General features: G+C 61.0%; 16 protein-coding genes. 13 read left to right on the top strand and 3 right to left on the bottom strand.

The genetic code is table 11. The features are described from left to right. Positions 1-87: 87 nt before the first annotated feature. The 3 genes from J4D25_RS11685 to J4D25_RS11695 form a co-directional block, all read right to left on the bottom strand. Positions 88-459 carry a translation initiation factor Sui1 gene (locus J4D25_RS11685; protein WP_057712155.1) on the bottom strand — a complete coding sequence of 124 codons (372 nt, stop codon included), beginning with the start codon at positions 457-459 and terminating at the stop codon, positions 88-90. Positions 460-761: 302 nt separating this feature from the next. Next, positions 762-1,319, bottom strand: coding sequence for an NUDIX hydrolase (locus J4D25_RS11690; RefSeq protein WP_057712156.1), 558 nt, complete (start codon positions 1,317-1,319; stop codon positions 762-764). A gap of 3 nt (positions 1,320-1,322) precedes the next feature. Further along, complete coding sequence (locus tag J4D25_RS11695; RefSeq protein WP_057712157.1) at positions 1,323-2,390, bottom strand: DUF2333 family protein; 1,068 nt, start codon at positions 2,388-2,390, stop codon at positions 1,323-1,325. Between the two features lie 486 nt (positions 2,391-2,876). Here J4D25_RS11695 and gcbA point away from each other — a divergent pair, with 486 nt between their 5' ends. From gcbA to J4D25_RS11760, 13 genes are all read left to right on the top strand, one after another. Then, a complete protein-coding gene (gcbA, locus tag J4D25_RS11700) occupies positions 2,877-4,547 on the top strand; it encodes a diguanylate cyclase GcbA (RefSeq protein ID WP_057712158.1) in 1,671 nt (556 codons plus the stop codon). A gap of 1,450 nt (positions 4,548-5,997) precedes the next feature. Next, positions 5,998-6,546 carry a methyl-accepting chemotaxis protein gene (locus J4D25_RS27280; protein WP_371318459.1) on the top strand — a complete coding sequence of 183 codons (549 nt, stop codon included), beginning with the start codon at positions 5,998-6,000 and terminating at the stop codon, positions 6,544-6,546. 172 nt (positions 6,547-6,718) lie between these two features. Then, on the top strand, positions 6,719-8,464 hold the full coding sequence (locus tag J4D25_RS11710; protein WP_057712160.1) for a protein-disulfide reductase DsbD: 1,746 nt from the start codon (positions 6,719-6,721) through the stop codon (positions 8,462-8,464). Between the two features lie 132 nt (positions 8,465-8,596). Further along, entirely contained in the window at positions 8,597-9,052 is a 456-nt protein-coding gene (gene aroQ, locus J4D25_RS11715) for a type II 3-dehydroquinate dehydratase (RefSeq protein WP_007971361.1), read from the top strand. Positions 9,053-9,076: 24 nt separating this feature from the next. Further along, positions 9,077-9,541 (top strand): acetyl-CoA carboxylase biotin carboxyl carrier protein, encoded by a 465-nt coding sequence (accB, locus tag J4D25_RS11720; RefSeq protein WP_008053948.1) that lies wholly within the window; start codon positions 9,077-9,079, stop codon positions 9,539-9,541. A 17-nt stretch (positions 9,542-9,558) separates the two neighbouring features. Next, a complete protein-coding gene (gene accC / locus J4D25_RS11725) occupies positions 9,559-10,917 on the top strand; it encodes an acetyl-CoA carboxylase biotin carboxylase subunit (protein ID WP_057712161.1) in 1,359 nt (452 codons plus the stop codon). Between the two features lie 281 nt (positions 10,918-11,198). After that, positions 11,199-12,077 (top strand): 50S ribosomal protein L11 methyltransferase, encoded by an 879-nt coding sequence (gene prmA, locus J4D25_RS11730; RefSeq protein WP_008053952.1) that lies wholly within the window; start codon positions 11,199-11,201, stop codon positions 12,075-12,077. A gap of 30 nt (positions 12,078-12,107) precedes the next feature. Next, positions 12,108-13,361 carry a DUF3426 domain-containing protein gene (locus tag J4D25_RS11735; RefSeq protein WP_057712162.1) on the top strand — a complete coding sequence of 418 codons (1,254 nt, stop codon included), beginning with the start codon at positions 12,108-12,110 and terminating at the stop codon, positions 13,359-13,361. A 184-nt stretch (positions 13,362-13,545) separates the two neighbouring features. Then, entirely contained in the window at positions 13,546-14,556 is a 1,011-nt protein-coding gene (gene dusB / locus J4D25_RS11740; RefSeq protein ID WP_057712163.1) for a tRNA dihydrouridine synthase DusB, read from the top strand. After that, a complete protein-coding gene (gene fis, locus J4D25_RS11745) occupies positions 14,553-14,873 on the top strand; it encodes a DNA-binding transcriptional regulator Fis (RefSeq protein WP_015093301.1) in 321 nt (106 codons plus the stop codon). The genes dusB and fis overlap by 4 nt, the downstream gene beginning before the upstream one ends. 82 nt (positions 14,874-14,955) lie before the next feature. After that, positions 14,956-16,563 carry a bifunctional phosphoribosylaminoimidazolecarboxamide formyltransferase/IMP cyclohydrolase gene (gene purH / locus J4D25_RS11750; RefSeq protein WP_057712164.1) on the top strand — a complete coding sequence of 536 codons (1,608 nt, stop codon included), beginning with the start codon at positions 14,956-14,958 and terminating at the stop codon, positions 16,561-16,563. 149 nt (positions 16,564-16,712) lie between these two features. Further along, a complete protein-coding gene (gene purD / locus J4D25_RS11755; RefSeq protein ID WP_057712165.1) occupies positions 16,713-18,008 on the top strand; it encodes a phosphoribosylamine--glycine ligase in 1,296 nt (431 codons plus the stop codon). A 100-nt stretch (positions 18,009-18,108) separates the two neighbouring features. Then, positions 18,109-20,886 (top strand): hybrid sensor histidine kinase/response regulator, encoded by a 2,778-nt coding sequence (locus J4D25_RS11760; RefSeq protein WP_057712166.1) that lies wholly within the window; start codon positions 18,109-18,111, stop codon positions 20,884-20,886. The last annotated feature ends 50 nt before the right edge of the window (positions 20,887-20,936 follow it).

Genomic DNA, 20,936 nt, shown 5'->3' on the forward strand with positions numbered 1-20,936 from the left:
ACAGGCTCTGTGAAAACCATGTAGACGATGCCGGACCTGAATGTCATCAGGACCGGATCAAGCCGAGGGTGGTTTTCACAGAGGCTGCTAGCCGCCGGACTTCTTCGCTTTGAAACCGAGCTTGATCAGTTCTGCCAAGAGTAGCTCGACATGATCGCCCTGGATTTCGATGACACCGTCTTTCAGCGCCCCACCGGTACCACAACGTTTCTTCAACGTCGTGGCCAGGTCCTTGAGCGCGTCTTCAGCCAACGGCACGCCGGTGATGGTGGTCACCGTCTTGCCGCCACGGCCCTTGCTTTCGCGACGCACGCGAGCGATGCCGTCGCCGGCCGGGATAACGGTCTGTCTGCAGATGCAGGCGTCCACCGGTTTACTGCATTCCGGGCAATGACGACCTGCGTCGGTGGAAAATACCAGGCCGCCCAAGGCGGCGAAGGATGCGGCTTTTTTGGCCACCGGCAATCCTCTTCGGAGGACAAAGACTGGTCGCAGCACTTGGGAAGGCTATCGACCGCGAAGCCCCACTCAGGCAGGGGCAGCGCTACTGATACGGTACGACATTCATTTCACTGTAGGAGCGAGCTCGCTCGCGATGAACTCAAAAGCGACGCGTTCATTCTGGATGCCCGCGTTATCGTTGACGTCCATCGCGAGCGAGCTCGCGCCTACAGCAACAACCAGCAATACCGGTTCAGTTTAAAAAGGTCGCGCAGTGTAACGGCAAAAACGCCGATTGCTAAGAGCCAATCGGCGCCAATTTATAGCTGTTTTGCGACGTCGATCCGGCGTGAACGCAAATAGCGCTTCAATGCGGCCAGAGAGTCCGGGCAATAAGGCTTTTGCTCGATTTCCAGCATGACCTGATCGATGGGGATAAAGCGCGCTTCGAGCACCTCTTCCGGTTGCAGGATCAACGGGCCGTCCCATACCGCCGAGAACGCCGAACACCACAGGCGATTGCCGGTGTCCTCAAAGTAAAAGTGGTCATGGGCGGTCAGTTCCACGCCACTCACGCCCAGTTCTTCCTCCAGCTCCCTTGCCGCCGACTCGGCATAAGTTTCACTGGCGAGCACCATGCCCCCCGCCGCCACGTCCCAGAAACCGGGATAGATTGCCTTGCTCAGGGTGCGGCGATGCACGCACAGCTCGCCAGCGGAGTTGAACAACATAATGTAGGTGCCGCGCCCGATCAGCCCGCGCTCGCGCAAATCGGAACGAACCAGGGCGCCGAGCAGGTTGTCCTGCTCGTCAACCCAGGCGATCTGTTCGGCATCGGAAGCCGCACGGTGCGCGGCCTCCCTGGCATTATCGACCATGACTCAGCCCTGATTGAGCAGTTGACGCAAATCGATCACCGCCGCGTTGGCCCGGGAAATGTAGTTGGCCATGACCAGCGAGTGGTTGGCCAGTACGCCGAAGCCACTGCCGTTGAGGATCATCGGGCTCCACACCGGCTCCTGCGACGCTTCCAGTTCACGAATGATCTGGCGCACGCTGACCGTGGCGTTCTTCTTGGCCAGCACATCGGCGAAGTCGACTTCAATGGCGCGCAGCAAATGCGAGAGAGCCCAGGCCTGGCCGCGAGCTTCGTAGAACACGTTGTCGATCTGCAGCCATGGGGTTTCGACGATTTCCTCATCGACTTGCGGCGCCACACCCGGCGTCACCACCTCGGTCTTCAGCGCAGTGTTGAGCTTGACCCGGCCCACACTGGCCGACAGTCGTTGCGACAGCGAACCCAGACGGGTGCCGACGTCGCCCAGCCAGTTGTTCAGGTTGTCGGCGCGGGCATAGAACAACGCGCTCTTCTGGTTAGGATCGGACAGTCGCGCCTGATAGCGGCTCAGGGAATTGATGCCCTCCTGGTACTCGGACTCACTGGACGGCAGCACCCAGCTCTTGTTGTCGAAGTTGAAACGCGGCTCGGCCTTGGCCAGGTCGGCGTCTTCGGCGGACTGCGACTGCGAACGGGCGAAGTCTTTACGCAGTGCCCGGCTCAGGTCGCGGACCTGCACCAGCACGCCATATTCCCAGCTCGGCATGTTGTCCATCCACAGGCCTGGCGGGAATCGGTCGTTGGAAATATAGCCGCCCTGCTTGGTCAGCAAGGTGCCGGCAACGGTCTTGAGGGTTTCCACCGTGGTGTAGCCGACGACCATCTGCTTGCCTTCTTTCTCGGCCGCCAGTTGAGCGGTTTGCTGGACCGGGAACAGCGCCGGCTCCTGGCTCCAGTACCAGCCCAGGACACTCGCCACCAACAGGTAGATGCCCAGCAGAGTGGCCAGCGCCCGGCTGAACAACAGACCACCCAGATAACTGCGGGTCTCCGACTTCGGTTCAGCGGCACGTTCAGGCGCACTGTCTGTGCGGTTCTTCCAGTCCAGCATGGCGATATCCTTTCAAGCTCTTGAGTTCAACGGTTCGACCACAACCATACAACAACGTGCCTTGGCCCGGCACCCGCCATCGCACCGATGCGGAAAATTACCGGGCTTGCGGATCAAAAGAACGTCTGTGCACCCGACGACGCTGCGACCCTCAAAATCCCCCCTAATGGTTTGGATTGCTACCCTAAGGGAATCCCCGACCCTCTAAAGCCCAAAAAAACGGGCCGATCAGCACTGGCAAAAAAATCATGAATGGCCGGCGTTCCGTCACTCGCCCATTTCCACCCCGCGCCCGCCAAGTGCCCTGATTCAGGTACTTCGCCCCTTAAAACCGCGACTTGAAAGGCTAGAACAAGACCGGCCAGTCACAAACTGAATAAAGACACATTGCAGATTATTGACGTACAGCACTCATGTAATGGAAAAGTGGTGCTAGCATAGAGCCACCACTCGACCTCAGCGTGCACCCTAACTAGTAGTCAGGATATGACCGAGCCAGAAGATCCCAGCCGCGAGCGCCTCAAGCACCACTTTGCCCAGCGGGTAATTCATCAGGCTCGTCAGATTCTTGAGATATGGCAGCGCCTGCAACGCAGTGAGTGGTCCACCGCCGACCTTTCGGAACTGAGCGAGGCCAATCTGCGCCTGCTGCGTTTCGCCGAGCGTTTCGAACAACCGGAACACTCGCAACTGGCACGCCACATCGGTCAGTCACTGGAAGCGGTCGACGCCAATCGCGGACGCCTGAGCAGTGGCCTGATCACCGATCTCAACCGCTTGATGCAGCGCCTGTCACGCACCGGCCTGCGCCATGGCGACCAACTCGATCAAACCTTCCTGCCGCCGCTGCGCAAGCCCATCTACGTGATGTTGCAGGATCACGACCGCGCCGAGCGCCTGGCCAAACAACTGGAATTCTTCGGCCTCAGCGCCCAGTCCCTGGACAGCGTAGACGCGTTTCGCTCATCGATGGTCGAGCGCATGCCGGCGGCGATTGTCATGGACGTGGACTTCAGTGGCACCGGTGTCGGCCTGAAACTGGCCGCCGAAGCCCAGGAAGGCCTCGATCATCAGCTGCCGCTGCTGTTCTTCAGCCTGCACGAAACCGACACCCCGACCCGCCTGGCCGCCGTGCGTGCGGGCGGCCAGGAATTCCTTACCGGCACCCTCGAAGCGTCGAGCCTGCTGGAGAAGATCGAAGTCCTGACCTGCGTTGCCCAGTACGAGCCTTATAAAGTGCTGATCATCGACGACTCCCGCGCCCAGGCCTTGCACACCGAGCGTCTGCTCAACAGCGCCGGGATCGTCACCCGCACGCTCATCGAGCCGATCCAGGCCATGGCCGAACTGGCGGACTTCCAGCCGGACCTGATCATCCTCGACATGTACATGCCGGCCTGCACCGGTACGGAACTGGCCAAGGTGATCCGCCATAACGACCGTTACGTCAGCGTGCCGATCATTTACCTGTCGGCCGAAGACGACCTGGACAAGCAGCTCGACGCCATGAGCGAGGGCGGCGACGACTTCCTGACCAAACCGATCAAGCCCCGGCACCTGATCACCACCGTGCGCAACCGCGCGGCCCGGGCACGCAACCTCAAGGCACGGATGGTCCGCGACAGTCTCACCGGGTTGTACAACCACACGCATATCCTGCAATTGCTCGAAGACTGTTCGTTCCGCGCCCGCCGCGAAAGCAAGCCGCTGAGCTTTGCCATGCTCGACATTGACCACTTCAAACGGGTCAATGACAGCCACGGCCACCCCATGGGCGACCGGGTGATCAAGAGCCTGGCGCTGTTTCTCAAGCAACGCCTGCGCAAAACCGATTTCATCGGCCGCTACGGTGGCGAAGAGTTCGCCATCGTCATGCCGGATACCGATATCGAAGCGGCCTACAACGTGCTCGATGAAATCCGTCAGCGCTTTGCCGAGATTCACTATCCCGCGCAACCCGAGGATCTGTGGTGCACCTTCAGTGCCGGAGTGGTTGAGCTTTGCGAAAGCTCCGACAGCCTGATGATGGCCAACCAGGCGGACGAAGCGCTGTATCGCGCCAAACACGGCGGACGCAATCGCGTACAGGGCGCACGCACATCAAAGCAAAGTGCCACTTTTTTATCGGAATCGACCGATACGGTCATAACCCTGTAACAGAAACGCAATAACTTCAGGCACTTACCATTTCTGCCGTTGGTAGTCCGTAATGCGCCTGAAGCTGCTGACCAATCTCAATACCCTCCTTCTGGTGGCCGTGTGCGTGGCCCTCGGCGCTACGCTGTGGTGGTCGCAGAAAGCCCTGGAGCGCCCATATCTATTAATGGAGCGCTACCTGGGCCTGTCGCAGCAATTTCAGAATGACGTCGCCCGCAGCATTGAGGATTACCTGGGCAGCGGCGATGCGCTGCGCCTGAGCAGTGCCGCCCAAGGCATCGACAGCCTGCAAAAAGAACTCGGCGAATTGCCACCGGCCTTGGCCGAGGCGTTGCGCCCCAGCCTGTCGACCCTTGAAGAATTCAGCAAGACCGACCTGCTGGCCGCCGGCAAACTGGCAGGCGATCCGCAGGCCTTGCTGCTGCAGGCCGAGCGGGAACTAGGCGCCAGTCTCGATCAACTCAGCCAGTACGCCAGTGGCAATGCGGCCTACCTCACGCCGCTGCTCACCGCATCGCAACACTTGGGAAAATTGTCCCTGACCCGGGACAAACTGGTCAGCAGCGGCCGTAGCGAACTGGCCGCCGATGTCGAACGCGAAGTGGCCAACATCCGTATCCAGGCAGAGAAACTCGACGCCCTGTCATTGCTGGGCGTGACCACCAGCAGCGAGTCGAACACCGATGATTTCGCCTCGATGATGGGCCTGGAGAACAAGGAAACAACCGTCGCCGAAGATGCCGGCGTCGGCCTCAAGCGCGAGCTCAACAGCCTGCTCATCCGCTATCCGGCCGAGCTCTCGCGCACTCGCGATCAAATCCGCAAACGCGCCGACCTCAGCGCGGCGACCCACCTGAAAATCGCCGACGTGCAACAGGCCATTGCAGGGATGGAACCGGTGGTGCGCGCCCAGCACGGGCAGATCCAGGGAGAAGTACGGCTGATGCAAGGCGTGATGATCGGCTTGATTCTGTTGATCGCATTGCTGATCGACACCCTGCAACGCAAACTCGCACGGACCCTGACCAACCTCGCCCCGGCCCTCTCGACTTGGGCCGAAGGCGACTTCAGCCGCGACATTCAACTGGGCAACACCAACCGCGAATTGCATGACATTGAAGCCTCCCTCAACCGCTTGCGCGCTTATCTGGTGGACCTGGTGGGGACCATTCGCCGCAACGCCGAACAGGTGGCCGGCAGCAGCCGCACCCTGGCCGACCTGAGCAACGACCTGCATGACGGTGCCGAGCATCAGGCTGGCGACACGGCACTGATCCGCGACTCCCTCAGCGAACTGGAAGCGACCATTCAACAAGTCGCCGGCGACGCCAGCCAGGCCGCCGAAGCCAGCCGCCACGCCGGCCTGGCCGTGGAGCATGGACAGAAAGTCATCGGCCTGAGCCTCACCGGCCTGCATGCGCTGGTGGATGAAGTGCAAGGCAATGCGCAAATGATCGAACACCTGGCCGAAGAGTCGGCCACCATCGGCGGCGTGTTGACGGTGATCCGCTCGATTGCCGACCAGACCAACCTGCTGGCCTTGAACGCCGCCATCGAGGCGGCCCGGGCCGGGGAAATGGGCCGAGGTTTTGCGGTGGTGGCCGAAGAGGTGCGCTCACTGGCGCAACGTACCGCCGGGGCTACCGCAGAAATCCAGACGCTGATCGCAGGGCTGCAAACCGCCGCGCGGCAATCGGTGGAGGGCATGCGAGCCCAGGTCGAACACGCCGAAGCCACGGCCAGCCAGGCCCAGGCCGCTGATGGCGCGCTGGATAAAATCGTCGGGGCGATCCAGACCATTTCCGACACGGCGGTACGCATCGCCGATGTCACCGCCCAGCAAAGCGGTGCTGTCAGCGAAATCCGTGACCACAGTGAGCGGATTCACCAGCTGGGCGGGGATAATTTGCTGCGCATTGGTGAAGGGCGTGAACAGGGAGAAAATCTTCTGGTGCTGGGTGGTCGATTGCATACAGCCGTTCAGGCCTTCCGCGTCTGATAGACCGCCATCGCGAGCAAGCTCGCTCCCACATTTGATTTGTGCACGACGCAAATCCCCTGTGGGAGCGAGCTTGCTCGCGATGGCGTCAGAACAAACACCTCAGACTCCCCTCCTGCATATCACGCCGCCGTCCGCTATCATCCCCCCAATTCCGATACGCGAGATCGTCATGCGCCGCTTGCTCTGCCTGTTGTTTTTAGTGTTCGTCCTGCCGGCCAGCGCCACTGGCTTGCTGGAGAACCGACCCAGCTCAAGCCTGGGCTCGATCAACAACAGCGCCGACTTCCTGCCGGTGCGCGAAGCTTTCCAGCTGAGCCTGGTAGACAGCACACCGCAATCGATCAAGTTGCGTTTCGTCGCCACCGAAGGTTACTACCTCTACCGCCACCGTTTTCAGTTTCGCGCCGACCCGGCCGATGTCCTCCTCGGCGCGGCGAAACTGCCCGACGGCCAGAAAAAGCACGATGAATACTTCGGCGATGTCGAGGTCTACCACGGCATTCTCGACATTGAGTTGCCGCGCACCGACCAACGTGCCTTCACCCTGGTCGTGACCTATCAGGGATGTGCCGACAAAGGCCTGTGCTATCCGCCGGAAACCGAGCGCCTGAGCATCGACGGCAGCGGCGCTCCGGCGACGGCTTATCAATGGAGCTGGCGCGAACTGGCGTTGTTTTTCCTCGCCGGCCTGGGCCTGACGTTCACGCCATGCGTGCTGCCCATGCTGCCGATCCTTTCCGGGGTGGTGCTGCGCGGTCAGGTCGGTGGCTGGCGCGGTTTCAATCTTTCACTGGCCTATGTGCTGCCGATGGCCGCTTGTTTTGCCCTGCTCGGCGCCCTGATGGGCCTGTTCGGCGCCCAGCTCAATCTACAGGCGCGACTGCAATCGGCCTGGGTGCTGGTGCCGTTCGCGATGTTTTTTGCAGTGTTTGCCTTGGCGATGTTCGGCGTCTTCGAACTCAAGCTGCCCCACTCCATCAGCAGTCGCCTGGACCGCATCGCCGGCCGCACCAAAAGCGGCTCACTGTTGGGCGCCGCAGTGTTGGGCGTGGTCTCCAGCCTGCTGGTTTCACCCTGCGTTTCGGCACCATTGGCCGGGGCGCTGCTGTACATCAGCGCCAGTGGCGATGCGCTGGGCGGCGGCTTGAAACTGTTCATGCTCGGCCTCGGCATGGGCGCGCCGCTGTTGCTGGTGGCCACCGGTGGCGCAGCCTGGCTGCCGAAGAGCGGTCCGTGGCTGGTCTACGTGAAAAACGCCATTGGTGTGTTGTTGCTCGGGTTGTCCGTCGGCCTGCTCAGCCGTGTCCTGCCAGGGCAGGTCACCTTGCTGCTGATCGGTTTGCTGGCCGGCGGTGTCGGCTTGTTCATGGGTGCGCTGGAGTTCGTCTATAAACCACCACGCAAACGCCTGGGGCAATTGTTCGGCATGTTCCTGCTGTTTTACGCACTGGCCTGCTGGTATGGCGCCTTCAGCGGCCAGACCGACCCGTTCAACCCGATCGGCCAGCCCCGTATCGCTGAAAACAACGGACCCGCGCAAAACACCAGCACCTGGCAAACCGTCAGCACTTCCGTCGATCTGGACCGCGTGCTCGCTGAGGCCCGGTCGTCCGGCACACCGCTGCTGCTCGACTGGTACGCCGACTGGTGCATCAGCTGCAAGGTCATCGAACGCGAGGTACTGGATGACCCTGTCGTCATCGAACGCCTCAAGGGTTACCGGCTGATCCGCTTCGACATCACCGCCAGCAACGCCGAGCAACGCGCCCTGCTCGATCGCTACCAGTTGTTCGGCCCCCCGGCCCTGATGTTTTTTGGCAAGGACGGTGTCGAACGCGCCGATGTGCGAGTGATCGGCGAGATCAACGCCAGGGACTTCACCGAACGTGTAATCAGGGCGAATGACCAATTTTAATCAAGCAGTCATATATTTCGCGCAAACATCGGTCATCGTGCTGGCTATTGCAGAGAACTGGACAGTCACAAAGGCTTTGCGGCATAGTCGCCGGGTTCTGACAATTGCTCACAGATAACATAGGAACCGCCGATGGCGACGTTACTCGTTCTGCACGGACCCAACCTGAACCTGCTCGGCACTCGCGAACCGGGCACCTACGGCGCCACGACGCTGGCGCAGATCAACCAGGACCTGGAACGCCGTGCCCGCGAAGCCGGTCACCATTTGCTGCACCTGCAAAGCAACGCCGAGTACGAATTGATCGACCGCATCCACGCTGCCCGCAGTGAAGGCGTGGACTTCATTCTGATCAACCCAGCAGCTTTTACACATACAAGTGTCGCATTACGTGACGCGCTGCTGGCGGTGAGCATCCCATTCATCGAAGTGCATTTGTCTAACGTGCACAAACGCGAACCTTTCCGCCATCACTCTTACTTCTCCGACGTAGCGGTGGGAGTGATCTGCGGCCTTGGCGCCAGCGGTTATCGACTGGCCCTGGAGGCCGCCCTGGAACAGCTTGAACAACAAGTTAACCGCCCCTGACCGACCCTTGGGAGTTGATGATTCATGGATATCCGTAAAGTTAAGAAACTGATCGAATTGCTGGAAGAGTCCGGCATCGACGAGCTCGAGATCAAGGAAGGCGAAGAGTCCGTACGCATCAGCCGTCATAGCAAGACCCCGGCTCAGCAGTACTACGCGCCAGCTCCAATGCATGCTCCGGCTGCCGCGCCTGTCGCTGCCGCCGCTCCGGTTGCCGCTGCCGCACCTGCTGCCGCCGCCGCGCCAGCACTGAACGGCACCGTTGCCCGTTCGCCGATGGTCGGTACGTTCTATCGCAAGTCTTCGCCAACCTCGCCGTCCTTCGTGGAAGTTGGCCAGACCGTGAAGAAAGGCGACACCCTGTGCATCGTTGAAGCCATGAAGATGATGAACCACATCGAAGCTGAAACCAGCGGTGTGATCGAATCCATCCTCGTCGAAGACGGCCAGCCGGTTGAGTACGACCAACCGCTGTTCACCATCGTTTGAACCGCGGAGAGCCTTTGATGACTGCGAAGTTGGAAAAAGTTCTGATCGCCAACCGCGGTGAGATCGCCCTGCGGATCCTGCGCGCCTGCAAAGAGATGGGCATCAAGACCGTCGCCGTTTACTCCAAGGCTGACAAGGAACTGATGCACCTGGGCCTGGCAGACGAATCCGTCTGCATCGGTCCGGCATCGGCCGCCCACTCCTACCTGCACATTCCGGCAATCATTGCCGCAGCCGAAGTGACTGGCGCCACCGCCATTCACCCGGGCTACGGTTTCCTTGCGGAAAACGCCGACTTCGCCGAGCAGGTCGAGAAATCCGGCTTTGCGTTCATTGGCCCAAAAGCCGAAACCATTCGCCTGATGGGCGACAAGGTATCGGCCAAGCACGCCATGATCGCTGCCGGCGTACCGACTGTTCCGGGTTCTGACGGCCCGCTGCCGGAAGACGAAGAAACCGCTCTGCGCATTGGTCGCGAAGTCGGTTACCCGGTGATCATCAAGGCCGCTGGCGGCGGTGGTGGTCGCGGCATGCGCGTTGTGCACAAGGAAGAAGACCTGATTGCCTCGGCGAAACTGACCCGCTCCGAAGCAGGCGCGGCGTTTGGCAACCCGATGGTCTATCTGGAAAAATTCCTGACCAACCCACGTCACGTGGAAGTCCAGGTCCTTTCCGATGGCCAGGGCCAGGCTATCCATCTGGGCGACCGCGACTGCTCGCTGCAACGTCGTCACCAGAAGGTTCTTGAAGAAGCGCCGGCACCGGGTATCGACGAAAACGCACGTGAGGAAGTACTCGCACGCTGCGTCAGGGCTTGCATCGATATCGGCTACCGTGGCGCAGGCACTTTCGAGTTCCTGTACGAAAACGGCCGCTTCTACTTCATCGAGATGAACACTCGTGTCCAGGTAGAGCACCCGGTTTCGGAAATGGTCACCGGCATCGATATCGTCAAGGAGATGCTCAGCATCGCCGCCGGCAACAAGCTGTCGTTCACCCAGGATGACGTGGTCATCCGCGGTCACGCGCTGGAATGCCGGATCAACGCCGAAGACCCGAAAACCTTCATGCCAAGCCCGGGCACGGTCAAGCATTTCCACGCTCCAGGCGGCAACGGCGTTCGCGTCGACTCGCACCTGTACAGTGGCTATGCGGTTCCGCCGAACTACGATTCGTTGATCGGCAAGCTGATCACCTACGGCGCAACCCGCGACGAAGCCATGGCGCGCATGCGCAATGCGCTGGACGAGATCGTGGTCGACGGGATCAAGACCAACATCCCGCTGCACCGCGACCTGACCCGCGATGAAGGCTTCTGCAAAGGGGGCGTGAACATTCACTACCTCGAGCACAAGCTGGCTGGCGAGAAGCACTAAGCTTCGACCCGATCAACAAAGCCGCCTTCGGGCGGCTTTGTTGTATCTGGACATTTCATCCGACTGCCCCCCCCTGTGGGAGCGAGCTTGCTCGCGATAGCGTCGGCAAATCCACTATCGATGTCGACTGATAGACCGCCATCGCGAGCAAGCTCGCTCCCACAGGGGTATGTGTCGATGTGCAGGGCAAGCCACTCCCACAAAACCTCCGCGCTCGCGTAAACTTGCGCGCTTCTCGCAGCCCGCTAGGCTGCAATCAATATTTTTCAAAGGTGCCCGCCATGCCTTGGCTGCAAGTCCGTCTCGCCATCAGCCCAGAACAAGCCGAAACCTATGAAGACGCTTTCCTTGAAGTGGGCGCCGTGTCGGTGACCTTCATGGACGCCGAAGATCAGCCGATCTTCGAGCCGGAACTCAACACCACGCCGCTGTGGTCCCACACGCACCTGCTGGCCCTGTTCGAAGGCGGCACGGAGCCAGGCCCGGTATTGGCCCATCTGGAGCTGCTGACCGGCAGCCCGTTGCCCGAGCACCACAGCGAAGTGATCGAAGACCAGGACTGGGAACGCAGCTGGATGGACGGATTCCAGCCAATGCGTTTCGGCCAGCGCCTGTGGATCGTGCCGAGCTGGCACGCCGCACCGGAGCCTGATGCAGTGAATTTGCTGCTGGACCCGGGCCTGGCATTCGGCACCGGCACCCACCCGACCACCGCACTGTGCCTGGAATGGCTCGACGGCCAGGACCTGAAAGGCTGCAACGTGCTGGACTTCGGCTGCGGCTCGGGGATTCTGGCGATTGCCGCCCTGCTGCTGGGCGCCAAGGAGGCCGTGGGTACCGACATCGACGTGCAGGCGCTGGAAGCGTCCCGCGACAACGCCGGGCGCAATAACATCGCTGATGAACTGTTCCCACTGTATCTGCCGGAAGATTTGCCGCAGGTTCAGGCCGATGTGCTGGTGGCCAACATTCTCGCCGGCCCGCTGGTTTCCCTGGCGCCGCAGCTGTCGGGCCTGGTCAAGTCGGGCGGACGCCTGGCGCTGTCGGGCATCCTCGCCGAACAGGGTGACGAAGTCGCTGCCGCCTACGCCAGGGACTTCGATCTGGACCCGATCGCCAATCGCGATGGCTGGGTGCGCATCACTGGCCGTCGGCGCTAGAATGACCGCCTGCATAATCCGGATCGCCGCATGACCGACAGCTTCGTCACCCAGTGCCCGCATTGCCAAACCAGCTTCCGCGTCAGCCATGCCCAGTTGAGCGTGGCTCGCGGGGTGGTTCGTTGCGGCTCCTGCTTGCAGGTGTTCAATGCCGCCAGGCAGTTGCTTGAGCAGGCCGGCAAGGAGGCACCGGTCGCGACGCCGCTCCCGCCTGTGCAGCCTGAGGAGCCCCTTGAGCCATCGCCACCGCGCGCCATCAGCCAAAAGCAATGGAGCGCGACCGAACTGGACCTGGACAGTCTCGACCTCGACGAAGAACTCGCCCGGCTCGAACAGCGGGAAATCCAGCCGACCACCGAACTCGGCCGCCATCGCGACGACTCGCTGAGCGCCCGTCGCGACAGCGCCGGGCAGGACGACGAGGAGCCGTGGTCCGACAGCCTGTTCAGTGCGTCGGCGGCCGATCGTGCGCCAGTCGACGAACCGCTCGACAGCCTTGAAACACCAGAGCCGACGGTCGAAACGAGCAAAACCTCACGCACCGAACCTTCGCTGTCCCTGGAACCGGTTGATCTCGACGACGAATCGCAACCACCCCATTTGCGATTGCACGACCCTCTTGATGCGCCGCTGAACCATGAACGCCTGTCGGCCGCCGACGAGAGCGAAATCGACGACAACCTGCCCTCGATAGAACCGCTGCGCAAGCGACGCGAACGCAGCGAACCGGGCGTGCGCGCCGAAGCGCTGCAAGACCTGACCGACGACCCGCTGCAACTGGACTGGCAAAAACGCCGCTCACCTTGGGGCCGACGGCTGTTGTGGTTGCTGCTGGTGCTGATTGCCGCAGGCGCCCTCGCTGGCCAGTACATCGCCTACCATTTCGACGAACTGGCGCGACAGGATCAATATCGCCCGTGGTTCCAGCAACTGTGCCCGCAAATCGGCTGCACCGTGCCCTCCAAAGTCGACATCGCGAAAATCAAAAGCAGCAATCTGGTGGTGCGCAGCCACCCCGAGTTCAATGGCGCCCTGGTGGTCGATGCGATCATCTATAACCGCGCGCCCTTCTCCCAGCCCTTCCCGCTGCTGGAACTGCGCTTCGCCGACCTCAATGGCCATCTGATCGCCAGTCGTCGCTTCAAGCCTGGCGAGTACCTCAATGGCGATCTCGAAGGCATGGCGGAGATGCCTCCGCAAACGCCGATCCACATCGCCCTGGACATTCTCGACCCAGGTGCCAAGGCCGTGAACTACAGTCTGAGCTTCCACTCTCCGGAGTGAAACGCTTCATTACTCCCGGATTAACGCCGGCTTTCTGACTGTTCCAGGCGAACCAAACCACGGGTAATAACAGAGTAACTGTTCAGAATTTGTTCAATTCAGCCTTTATCCAGTCATCGAGAGCGGGTATCATGCCAACCCTTTTTCGAACTCTCATGATCCGGCCCCACAACAGGGAAGTCCTATGTCGGCGGTACGCATCGGCCCATACACATTACATAACAGCTTGATTCTCGCCCCCATGGCGGGTGTCACCGACCAGCCCTTTCGTCAGCTGTGCAAGCGCTTGGGCGCGGGACTGGTCGTCTCGGAAATGGTCACCAGCGACATGAGTTTGTGGAACACCCGCAAGTCGCGCATGCGCATGATCCACGAAGGTGATCCCGAGCCACGCTCGGTACAGATCGCCGGTGGGGACGCGCAGATGCTGGCGGACGCCGCACGTGCCAACGTTGAAATGGGTGCGCAGATCATTGATATCAACATGGGCTGTCCGGCAAAAAAAGTCTGCAACAAGGCTGCCGGTTCCGCACTGTTGAAGGATGAACCCCTGGTAACCGAGATCCTGCAGGCCGTCGTGGCTGCGGTCGATGTGCCGGTTACCCTGAAGATCCGGACCGGCTGGGACCGGGACAACAAGAACGGCCTGACGGTGGCGAAGATCGCCGAACAGGCAGGCATTACGGCGCTGGCGGTGCATGGCCGCACCCGTGCCGACCTGTACACCGGTGAAGCCGAGTACGACACCATTGCCGCAATCAAGCAGGCGGTGTCGATTCCGGTCTTCGCCAATGGCGATATCGATTCGCCGGAAAAAGCCCGGTACGTGCTCGACGCGACCGGTGCCGATGGCCTGTTGATTGGCCGGGCTGCCCAGGGGCGGCCATGGATTTTTCGCGAGATCGACCATTTCCTGCGTACCGGCGAGAAACTCCCGGCGCTGGAACTGATCGAGGTGGAACGCATTCTGCTAGAGCATCTGGCTGCCCTGCACGCCTTCTATGGTGATGTCATGGGCGTGCGCATTGCTCGAAAGCATGTGGGCTGGTATCTCGCAACCCTGCCGGGCGCCAGGGAGTTTCGCGCCCACTTCAATCGTTTGGATGGTACGGATGCACAATGCGCCAACGTTCGGGCGTTTTTCGCCGAGCGTTACAAGAGCCTGACAGGGGACGGAGAGTGGGTGGCCGCATGACGATGATGACCGAGACTTTAGTGAGTGGAACAACACCCGTGAGCGACAACGTGAATTTGAAACAGCACCTCAATACGCCAAGCGAAGAAGGTCAGACCCTTCGCGGGAGTGTCGAGAAGGCGCTGCACAATTATTTCGCCCACCTTGAGGGCGCTGCCGTCACGGATGTGTACAACCTGGTGCTCTCCGAAGTCGAGGCTCCCCTGCTCGAGTGCGTGATGAACTACGTCAAGGGCAACCAGACCAAGGCCAGCGAGATGCTCGGGCTGAACCGGGGCACGCTGCGCAAGAAACTCAAGCAGTACGATTTGTTGTAAGCATTCAATCAAACCAGAAAGGCGCCCGCGTAAAACCGGTCGCCTTTTTTGCTGACTTCCTTTGCTTTTGATGGAAATTGAGATGACCGACCAGACTACCCGCCTGCCGATCCGCCGCGCCTTGATCAGCGTTTCCGACAAGACCGGGATCCTCGAATTCGCCAAGGAGCTTGAAGCCCTGGGCGTCGAGATCCTCTCCACCGGCGGGACGTTCAAGCTGCTGCAGGACAACGGCGTTGCCGCAGTGGAAGTCGCGGATTACACAGGCTTCGCGGAAATGATGGACGGCCGGGTGAAGACCCTGCACCCGAAAATCCACGGCGGGATCCTTGGTCGTCGCGGTATCGACGACGCCATCATGAACGAGCACGGCATCAAGCCGATCGACCTGGTAGCGGTCAACCTGTACCCGTTCGAAGCCACCATCAACAAGCCAGGCTGCGACCTGCCGACCGCCATCGAGAACATCGACATCGGCGGCCCGACCATGGTCCGTTCCGCCGCCAAGAACCACAAGGACGTGGCCATCGTGGTCAACGCCAGCGATTACGCCAGCGTCCTGGAAAACCTCAAGGCCGGTGGCCTGACCTACGCCCAGCGTTTCGACCTGATGCTCAAGGCGTTCGAGCACACCGCCGCCTACGACGGCATGATCGCCAACTACATGGGCACCGTGAACCAGTCTGCCGACACCCTGAGCACCGAAGGTCGCAGCGAGTTCCCGCGCACCTTCAACAGCCAGTTCATCAAGGCCCAGGAAATGCGCTACGGCGAGAACCCGCACCAGAGCGCGGCGTTCTATGTTGAAGCCAAGCCTGCCGAAGTCGGCATCGCCACCGCGACCCAGCTGCAAGGCAAGGAACTGTCGTACAACAACGTGGCCGACACCGACGCCGCGCTGGAATGCGTGAAGAGCTTCGTCAAGCCGGCTTGCGTGATCGTCAAGCACGCCAACCCGTGCGGCGTGGCTGTCAGCCCTGATGCCGAAGGCGGCATCCGCAAGGCCTACGACCTGGCCTACGCCACCGACACCGAATCCGCCTTCGGCGGCATCATCGCCTTCAACCGCGAACTGGACGCCGAGACTGCCAAGGCCATCGTCGAACGTCAGTTCGTCGAAGTGATCATCGCTCCGTCGGTCAGCGAAGAGGCCCGCGCCATCGTCGCTGCCAAAGCCAACGTACGCCTGCTGGCCTGCGGCGAGTGGTCGGCTGACCGCGCGGCGGCCTGGGACTACAAGCGCGTCAACGGTGGCCTGCTGGTACAAAGCCGCGACATCGGCATGATTGGCGCCGACGACCTGAAAGTGGTGACCAAGCGCGCACCGAGCGAGCAGGAAATCCATGACCTGATCTTCGCCTGGAAAGTTGCCAAGTACGTGAAGTCCAACGCCATCGTCTACGCCAAGAATCGCCAGACCATCGGTGTCGGCGCCGGCCAGATGAGCCGCGTGAACTCCGCGCGTATTGCTGCAATCAAGGCAGAACATGCCGGTTTGCAGGTTCAAGGTGCAGTCATGGCATCCGACGCATTCTTCCCGTTCCGCGACGGCATCGACAACGCGGCCAAGGTCGGTATCACTGCAGTGATCCAGCCAGGCGGCTCGATGCGTGACAACGAAGTGATTGCTGCAGCTGATGAAGCCGGCATCGCCATGGTGTTCACCGGCATGCGCCACTTCCGTCACTGACAGCACAGCATTCCCCTGTAGGAGCGAGCTTGCTCGCGAAGAACGACTAGACGCCACAGTGTTTCAGACACCCCGCGCTATCGTTAACCACCATCGCGAGCAAGCTCGCTCCTACAGTTCCCAGATTTGCGTCATCCGAGGTTTTTGAAATGAATGTTTTGATCATTGGCAGCGGTGGCCGTGAACACGCCCTGGCCTGGAAAGTGGCTCAGGATCCGCGCGTGCAGAAGGTGTTCGTGGCTCCGGGGAACGCCGGTACCGCCATCGAAGCCAAGTGCGAGAACGTCGCCATCGACGTACTGGCACTTGAGCAACTGGCAGACTTTGCCGAGAAAAACGTTTCCCTGACCATCGTTGGCCCTGAAGTGCCGCTGGTTGCCGGTGTTGTGGATCTGTTCCGCAGCCGTGGCCTGGATTGCTTCGGTCCGACCGCTGGCGCTGCGCAGCTGGAAGGCTCGAAAGCCTTCACCAAGGACTTCCTGGCTCGCCACAAGATCCCGACCGCCGATTACCAGAACTTCACCGAGATCGAGCTGGCCCTGGCTTACCTGCGTGAAAAAGGCGCTCCGATCGTGATCAAGGCCGATGGCCTGGCCGCCGGTAAAGGTGTGATCGTCGCCATGACCCTGGCCGAAGCCGAAGACGCCGTGCGCGACATGCTGGCGGGCAATGCCTTTGGCGATGCGGGTTCGCGCGTGGTCATCGAAGAGTTCCTGGACGGCGAAGAAGCCAGTTTCATCGTCATGGTCGACGGCAAGAACGTCCTGCCGATGGCCACCAGCCAGGACCACAAACGCGTCGGCGACGGCGACACCGGTCCAAACACCGGCGGCATGGGTGCTTACTCCCCGGCGCCAGTGGTCACCGCCGAAGTGCACAAGCGCGTCATGGACCTGGTGATCTGGCCGACCGTGCGCGGCATGGCCGAGGAAGGCAACGTCTACACTGGTTTCCTGTACGCTGGCCTGATGATCGACAAGGCTGGTAACCCAAAAGTCATCGAATTCAACTGCCGCTTCGGCGACCCTGAGACCCAACCGGTGATGCTGCGCCTGCAGTCGAGCCTGGTGCTGCTGGTCGAGGCTGCTCTGGCCCAGGCGCTGGACAAAGTAGAAGCGCAATGGGATCCACGCCCGAGCGTCGGAATCGTGCTTGCCGCTGGCGGCTATCCTGGTGACTACGCCAAAGGCGTGGCCATCAAGGGGCTGGATGCAGCCGCCGCACTGGAAGGCAAAGTCTTCCACGCCGGTACTGCGCTCAAGGACGGTCAAGTCGTAACGGCCGGCGGTCGGGTGCTTTGCGCAACGGCCATGGGCGCCAGCGTTGACGCTGCACAGCAGCAGGCCTACAAGCTCGCGGCTTCGATTGACTGGGAAGGCTGCTTCTATCGCAAGGACATTGGCTACCGCGCCATTGCCCGCGAGCGTGGCGAAAATCAGGAATAAGGTAAACACCGCGCCAGGCAATGAACACTGTTTATTGCCTGGCTATTCCGGCGCCGCGCATCGTTATATTCTGGCATCAACCTAACGAAGGGATTTCGCCGTGCGCTGGCTCAGGATTGCCATAAGCTTGACCGTCACTTTGCTGACCTTGCTCTGCATGCTACCGGCCCAGGCCGCGCAAGGCAGTGGCTGGGCGGTATTGCTCGACGAACAGGGCGACCTGCAACTGAGCGACATCCGCTCCGCACGTTACACCAATCAATTCAGCCCTATCGAACTCGACCACATTACCGCCGCCGAACCCGATGGCGCGTTATGGTTGCGATTCAGGCTTGCACCGGGCAAACATGAACAGTTGCTGCGCGTGTTCGCGCCTGACCTGCGCCAGTTCAACATGTACGTACTGGACGGCGACAAGCTGATCGATCAATCCAGCACGGGCAACGAACACCCCCAATCCGAGCGACCATTGCCCAGCAGCGACTTCATGCTGGCCCTGCCGCAAAGCGACACCCCCCTCGACGTATACCTGCGACTGGCCTCCGACCACCAGTTACGACCCTACATCACCCTGCAGTCAGCGATCAACTCGGCCGCCAACCAGAACCAGACGCTGATTTATGGCCTGCTGTTCGGTTGCATCGCCATGCTGATCCTGCACAACCTCATCCGCTACGCCTACACCCGCTCGCACAGCGCCCTCTGGTTGGCGACGTGCGAAGGGCTGTTGATGCTCAGTCTGCTGTTGTTGCTGAATCTCGCCGGCCCCTGGCTGCCGGACTGGCATGCACTGCAAACGCCGGGGGCTTACCTGGCATTATTAATGACTGCCCCCTGCGGCCTGATGCTTGCCTATCGCTTCTTCGCCCCGCTCGGGCCGCATCCGCTGAACCGGTTGCTGCTTGGCGAGGTCGTGCTGATCACCGCCTGCAGCCTGATGCTGCTGTTCGTCAATACCTTGCCGCTGAACTTCATCACCTACGGCCTGGTAGCCCTGGCTGGCCTGACCATGCTGTTCATCAGCGCCTATCACTGGCAAAAAGGTTATCGCCCGGCTCGCCTCTTCGTGGCGGCCATGGCGGTGTTCAACCTCGGGACACTGGTCATCCTGCCTGCTCTGTTGGGGCTGACCCTGATCGAACCCCATGGCCTGATCACCACATTGCTGGCGTTCATCTGCATCAGCGGCCTGTTGATGAGCATTGCACTGAGCGAGCGCCAGCGACGCATCACCGAAGACCGCTTCAGCATCAGTCGAGACCTGGCGGCCAGCAACGCCGAGATCAACGCCAAGGCCGAGTTCCTGGCGAAAATCAGCCATGAAATCCGCACCCCGATGAACGGCGTCCTCGGCATGACCGAACTGCTGCTGGGCACACCGCTATCGGTCAAGCAACGCGACTACGTACAGACAATCCACAGCGCCGGCAACGAACTGCTGACACTGATCAACGAAATTCTCGACATTTCCAAACTCGAGTCCGGACAGATTGAACTGGACGACGTGCAGTTCGACCTCAACGCGCTGATCGAAGACTGCCTGAGCATCTTCCGCGCCAAGGCCGAGCAGCAAAACGTCGAGTTGATCAGCTTCATCCAGCCGCAAGTGCCGCGGGTGATCAGCGGTGACCCGACACGCTTGCGCCAGACGCTGTTGAGCCTGCTTGAAAACGCTCTGAAAAAAACCGATGAAGGCGAAATCCTGATCGTCGTGGCGCTCGACGAGCGCAACACCAAACCACGCCTGCGTATCGCCGTGCAGGACAGCGGCGAGCCCATGGACGCCGAAGAGCGCGACGCCCTGATGCACGCCGAACTGCACAGCCGGCATTTTCTTTCGGCCACCCAGTTGGGCGGCAACCTGGGGCTGGTGATAGCCCGCCAGCTGATCCGCTTGATGCAGGGGGAATTCGGGATCAAGAGCGGCAACAACCAGGGCAGCACCCTGTGGCTGACCCTGCCGCTGGACCCGGATCGCCTCGAACACCCGACCTCCGACCTCGACGGCCCGCTGCAAGGCGCGCGGGTATTGGTGGTGGATGACAATGACACCTGTCGCAAGGTGCTGGTGCAGCAATGCAGCGCCTGGGGCCTGAACGTCAGCGCCGCATCTTCCGGCAAGGAGGCGCTGGCCCTGCTGCGCACCAAGGCTCATTTGCGCGATTACTTCGATATAGTCTTGCTGGACCAGAACATGCCCGGCATGACCGGCATGCAACTGGCGGCCAAGATCAAGGAAGACCCGAGCCTGAACCATGACATCCTGCTGATCATGCTCACCGGCATCAGCAACGCACCGAGCAAGATCATCGCGCGCAACTCCGGGATCAAGCGCATCCTGGCCAAGCCGGTTGCCGGCTACACCCTCAAGACCACTCTGGCCGACGAACTGACCCAGCGCAACAAAGGGCTCGTCGCGACCCAGCCCGTGCCAATCGGCCCGACGTTGCCGGTCAAGGTCCCCTGCGACTTCCGCATTCTGGTGGCTGAAGACAACAGCATCTCGACCAAGGTGATCCGCGGCATGCTGAGCAAGCTCAACCTGCAACCGGATACCGCCTGCAACGGCGAAGAAGCCCTGCAGGCGATGAAAGCCCAGCGTTACGACCTGGTGCTGATGGACTGCGAAATGCCGATCCTCGACGGCTTCTCGGCCACCCAGCAATTGCGTGCCTGGGAAGTCGGCAACCAGCGGGTTCGCACCCCTGTGGTGGCGTTGACCGCCCATATCCTTGCCGAACATAAAGAGCGTGCGCGCCAGGCTGGCATGGACGGACACATGGCCAAGCCGGTGGAACTGTCGCAGTTGCGCGAACTGATCGAACACTGGGTCGCCCAGCGTGATCAGCAGAAACGCACGACGACCCCAACGTCCTGAGCCGACAGACTTCGCAACCCCTGATAGACTCCCCCTCGTCTTCCCTCGCC

The sequence above is a fragment of the Pseudomonas sp. GW456-L13 genome (assembly GCF_017350115.1).
In the GTDB taxonomy this organism is placed as follows: domain Bacteria; phylum Pseudomonadota; class Gammaproteobacteria; order Pseudomonadales; family Pseudomonadaceae; genus Aquipseudomonas; species Aquipseudomonas jessenii.

Excerpts from the sequence above, each read along its gene's own strand:
- J4D25_RS11690 (WP_057712156.1), bottom strand. The coding sequence starts at position 1,319 with ATGGTCGATAATGCCAGGGAGGCCGCGCACCGTGCGGCTTCCGATGCC.
- J4D25_RS11695 (WP_057712157.1), bottom strand. The coding sequence starts at position 2,390 with ATGCTGGACTGGAAGAACCGCACAGACAGTGCGCCTGAACGTGCCGCT.
- gcbA (WP_057712158.1), top strand. The coding sequence starts at position 2,877 with ATGACCGAGCCAGAAGATCCCAGCCGCGAGCGCCTCAAGCACCACTTT.
- J4D25_RS27280 (WP_371318459.1), top strand. The coding sequence starts at position 5,998 with ATGATCGAACACCTGGCCGAAGAGTCGGCCACCATCGGCGGCGTGTTG.
- J4D25_RS11710 (WP_057712160.1), top strand. The coding sequence starts at position 6,719 with ATGCGCCGCTTGCTCTGCCTGTTGTTTTTAGTGTTCGTCCTGCCGGCC.
- aroQ (WP_007971361.1), top strand. The coding sequence starts at position 8,597 with ATGGCGACGTTACTCGTTCTGCACGGACCCAACCTGAACCTGCTCGGC.
- accB (WP_008053948.1), top strand. The coding sequence starts at position 9,077 with ATGGATATCCGTAAAGTTAAGAAACTGATCGAATTGCTGGAAGAGTCC.
- accC (WP_057712161.1), top strand. The coding sequence starts at position 9,559 with ATGACTGCGAAGTTGGAAAAAGTTCTGATCGCCAACCGCGGTGAGATC.
- prmA (WP_008053952.1), top strand. The coding sequence starts at position 11,199 with ATGCCTTGGCTGCAAGTCCGTCTCGCCATCAGCCCAGAACAAGCCGAA.
- J4D25_RS11735 (WP_057712162.1), top strand. The coding sequence starts at position 12,108 with ATGACCGACAGCTTCGTCACCCAGTGCCCGCATTGCCAAACCAGCTTC.
- dusB (WP_057712163.1), top strand. The coding sequence starts at position 13,546 with ATGTCGGCGGTACGCATCGGCCCATACACATTACATAACAGCTTGATT.
- fis (WP_015093301.1), top strand. The coding sequence starts at position 14,553 with ATGACGATGATGACCGAGACTTTAGTGAGTGGAACAACACCCGTGAGC.
- purH (WP_057712164.1), top strand. The coding sequence starts at position 14,956 with ATGACCGACCAGACTACCCGCCTGCCGATCCGCCGCGCCTTGATCAGC.
- purD (WP_057712165.1), top strand. The coding sequence starts at position 16,713 with ATGAATGTTTTGATCATTGGCAGCGGTGGCCGTGAACACGCCCTGGCC.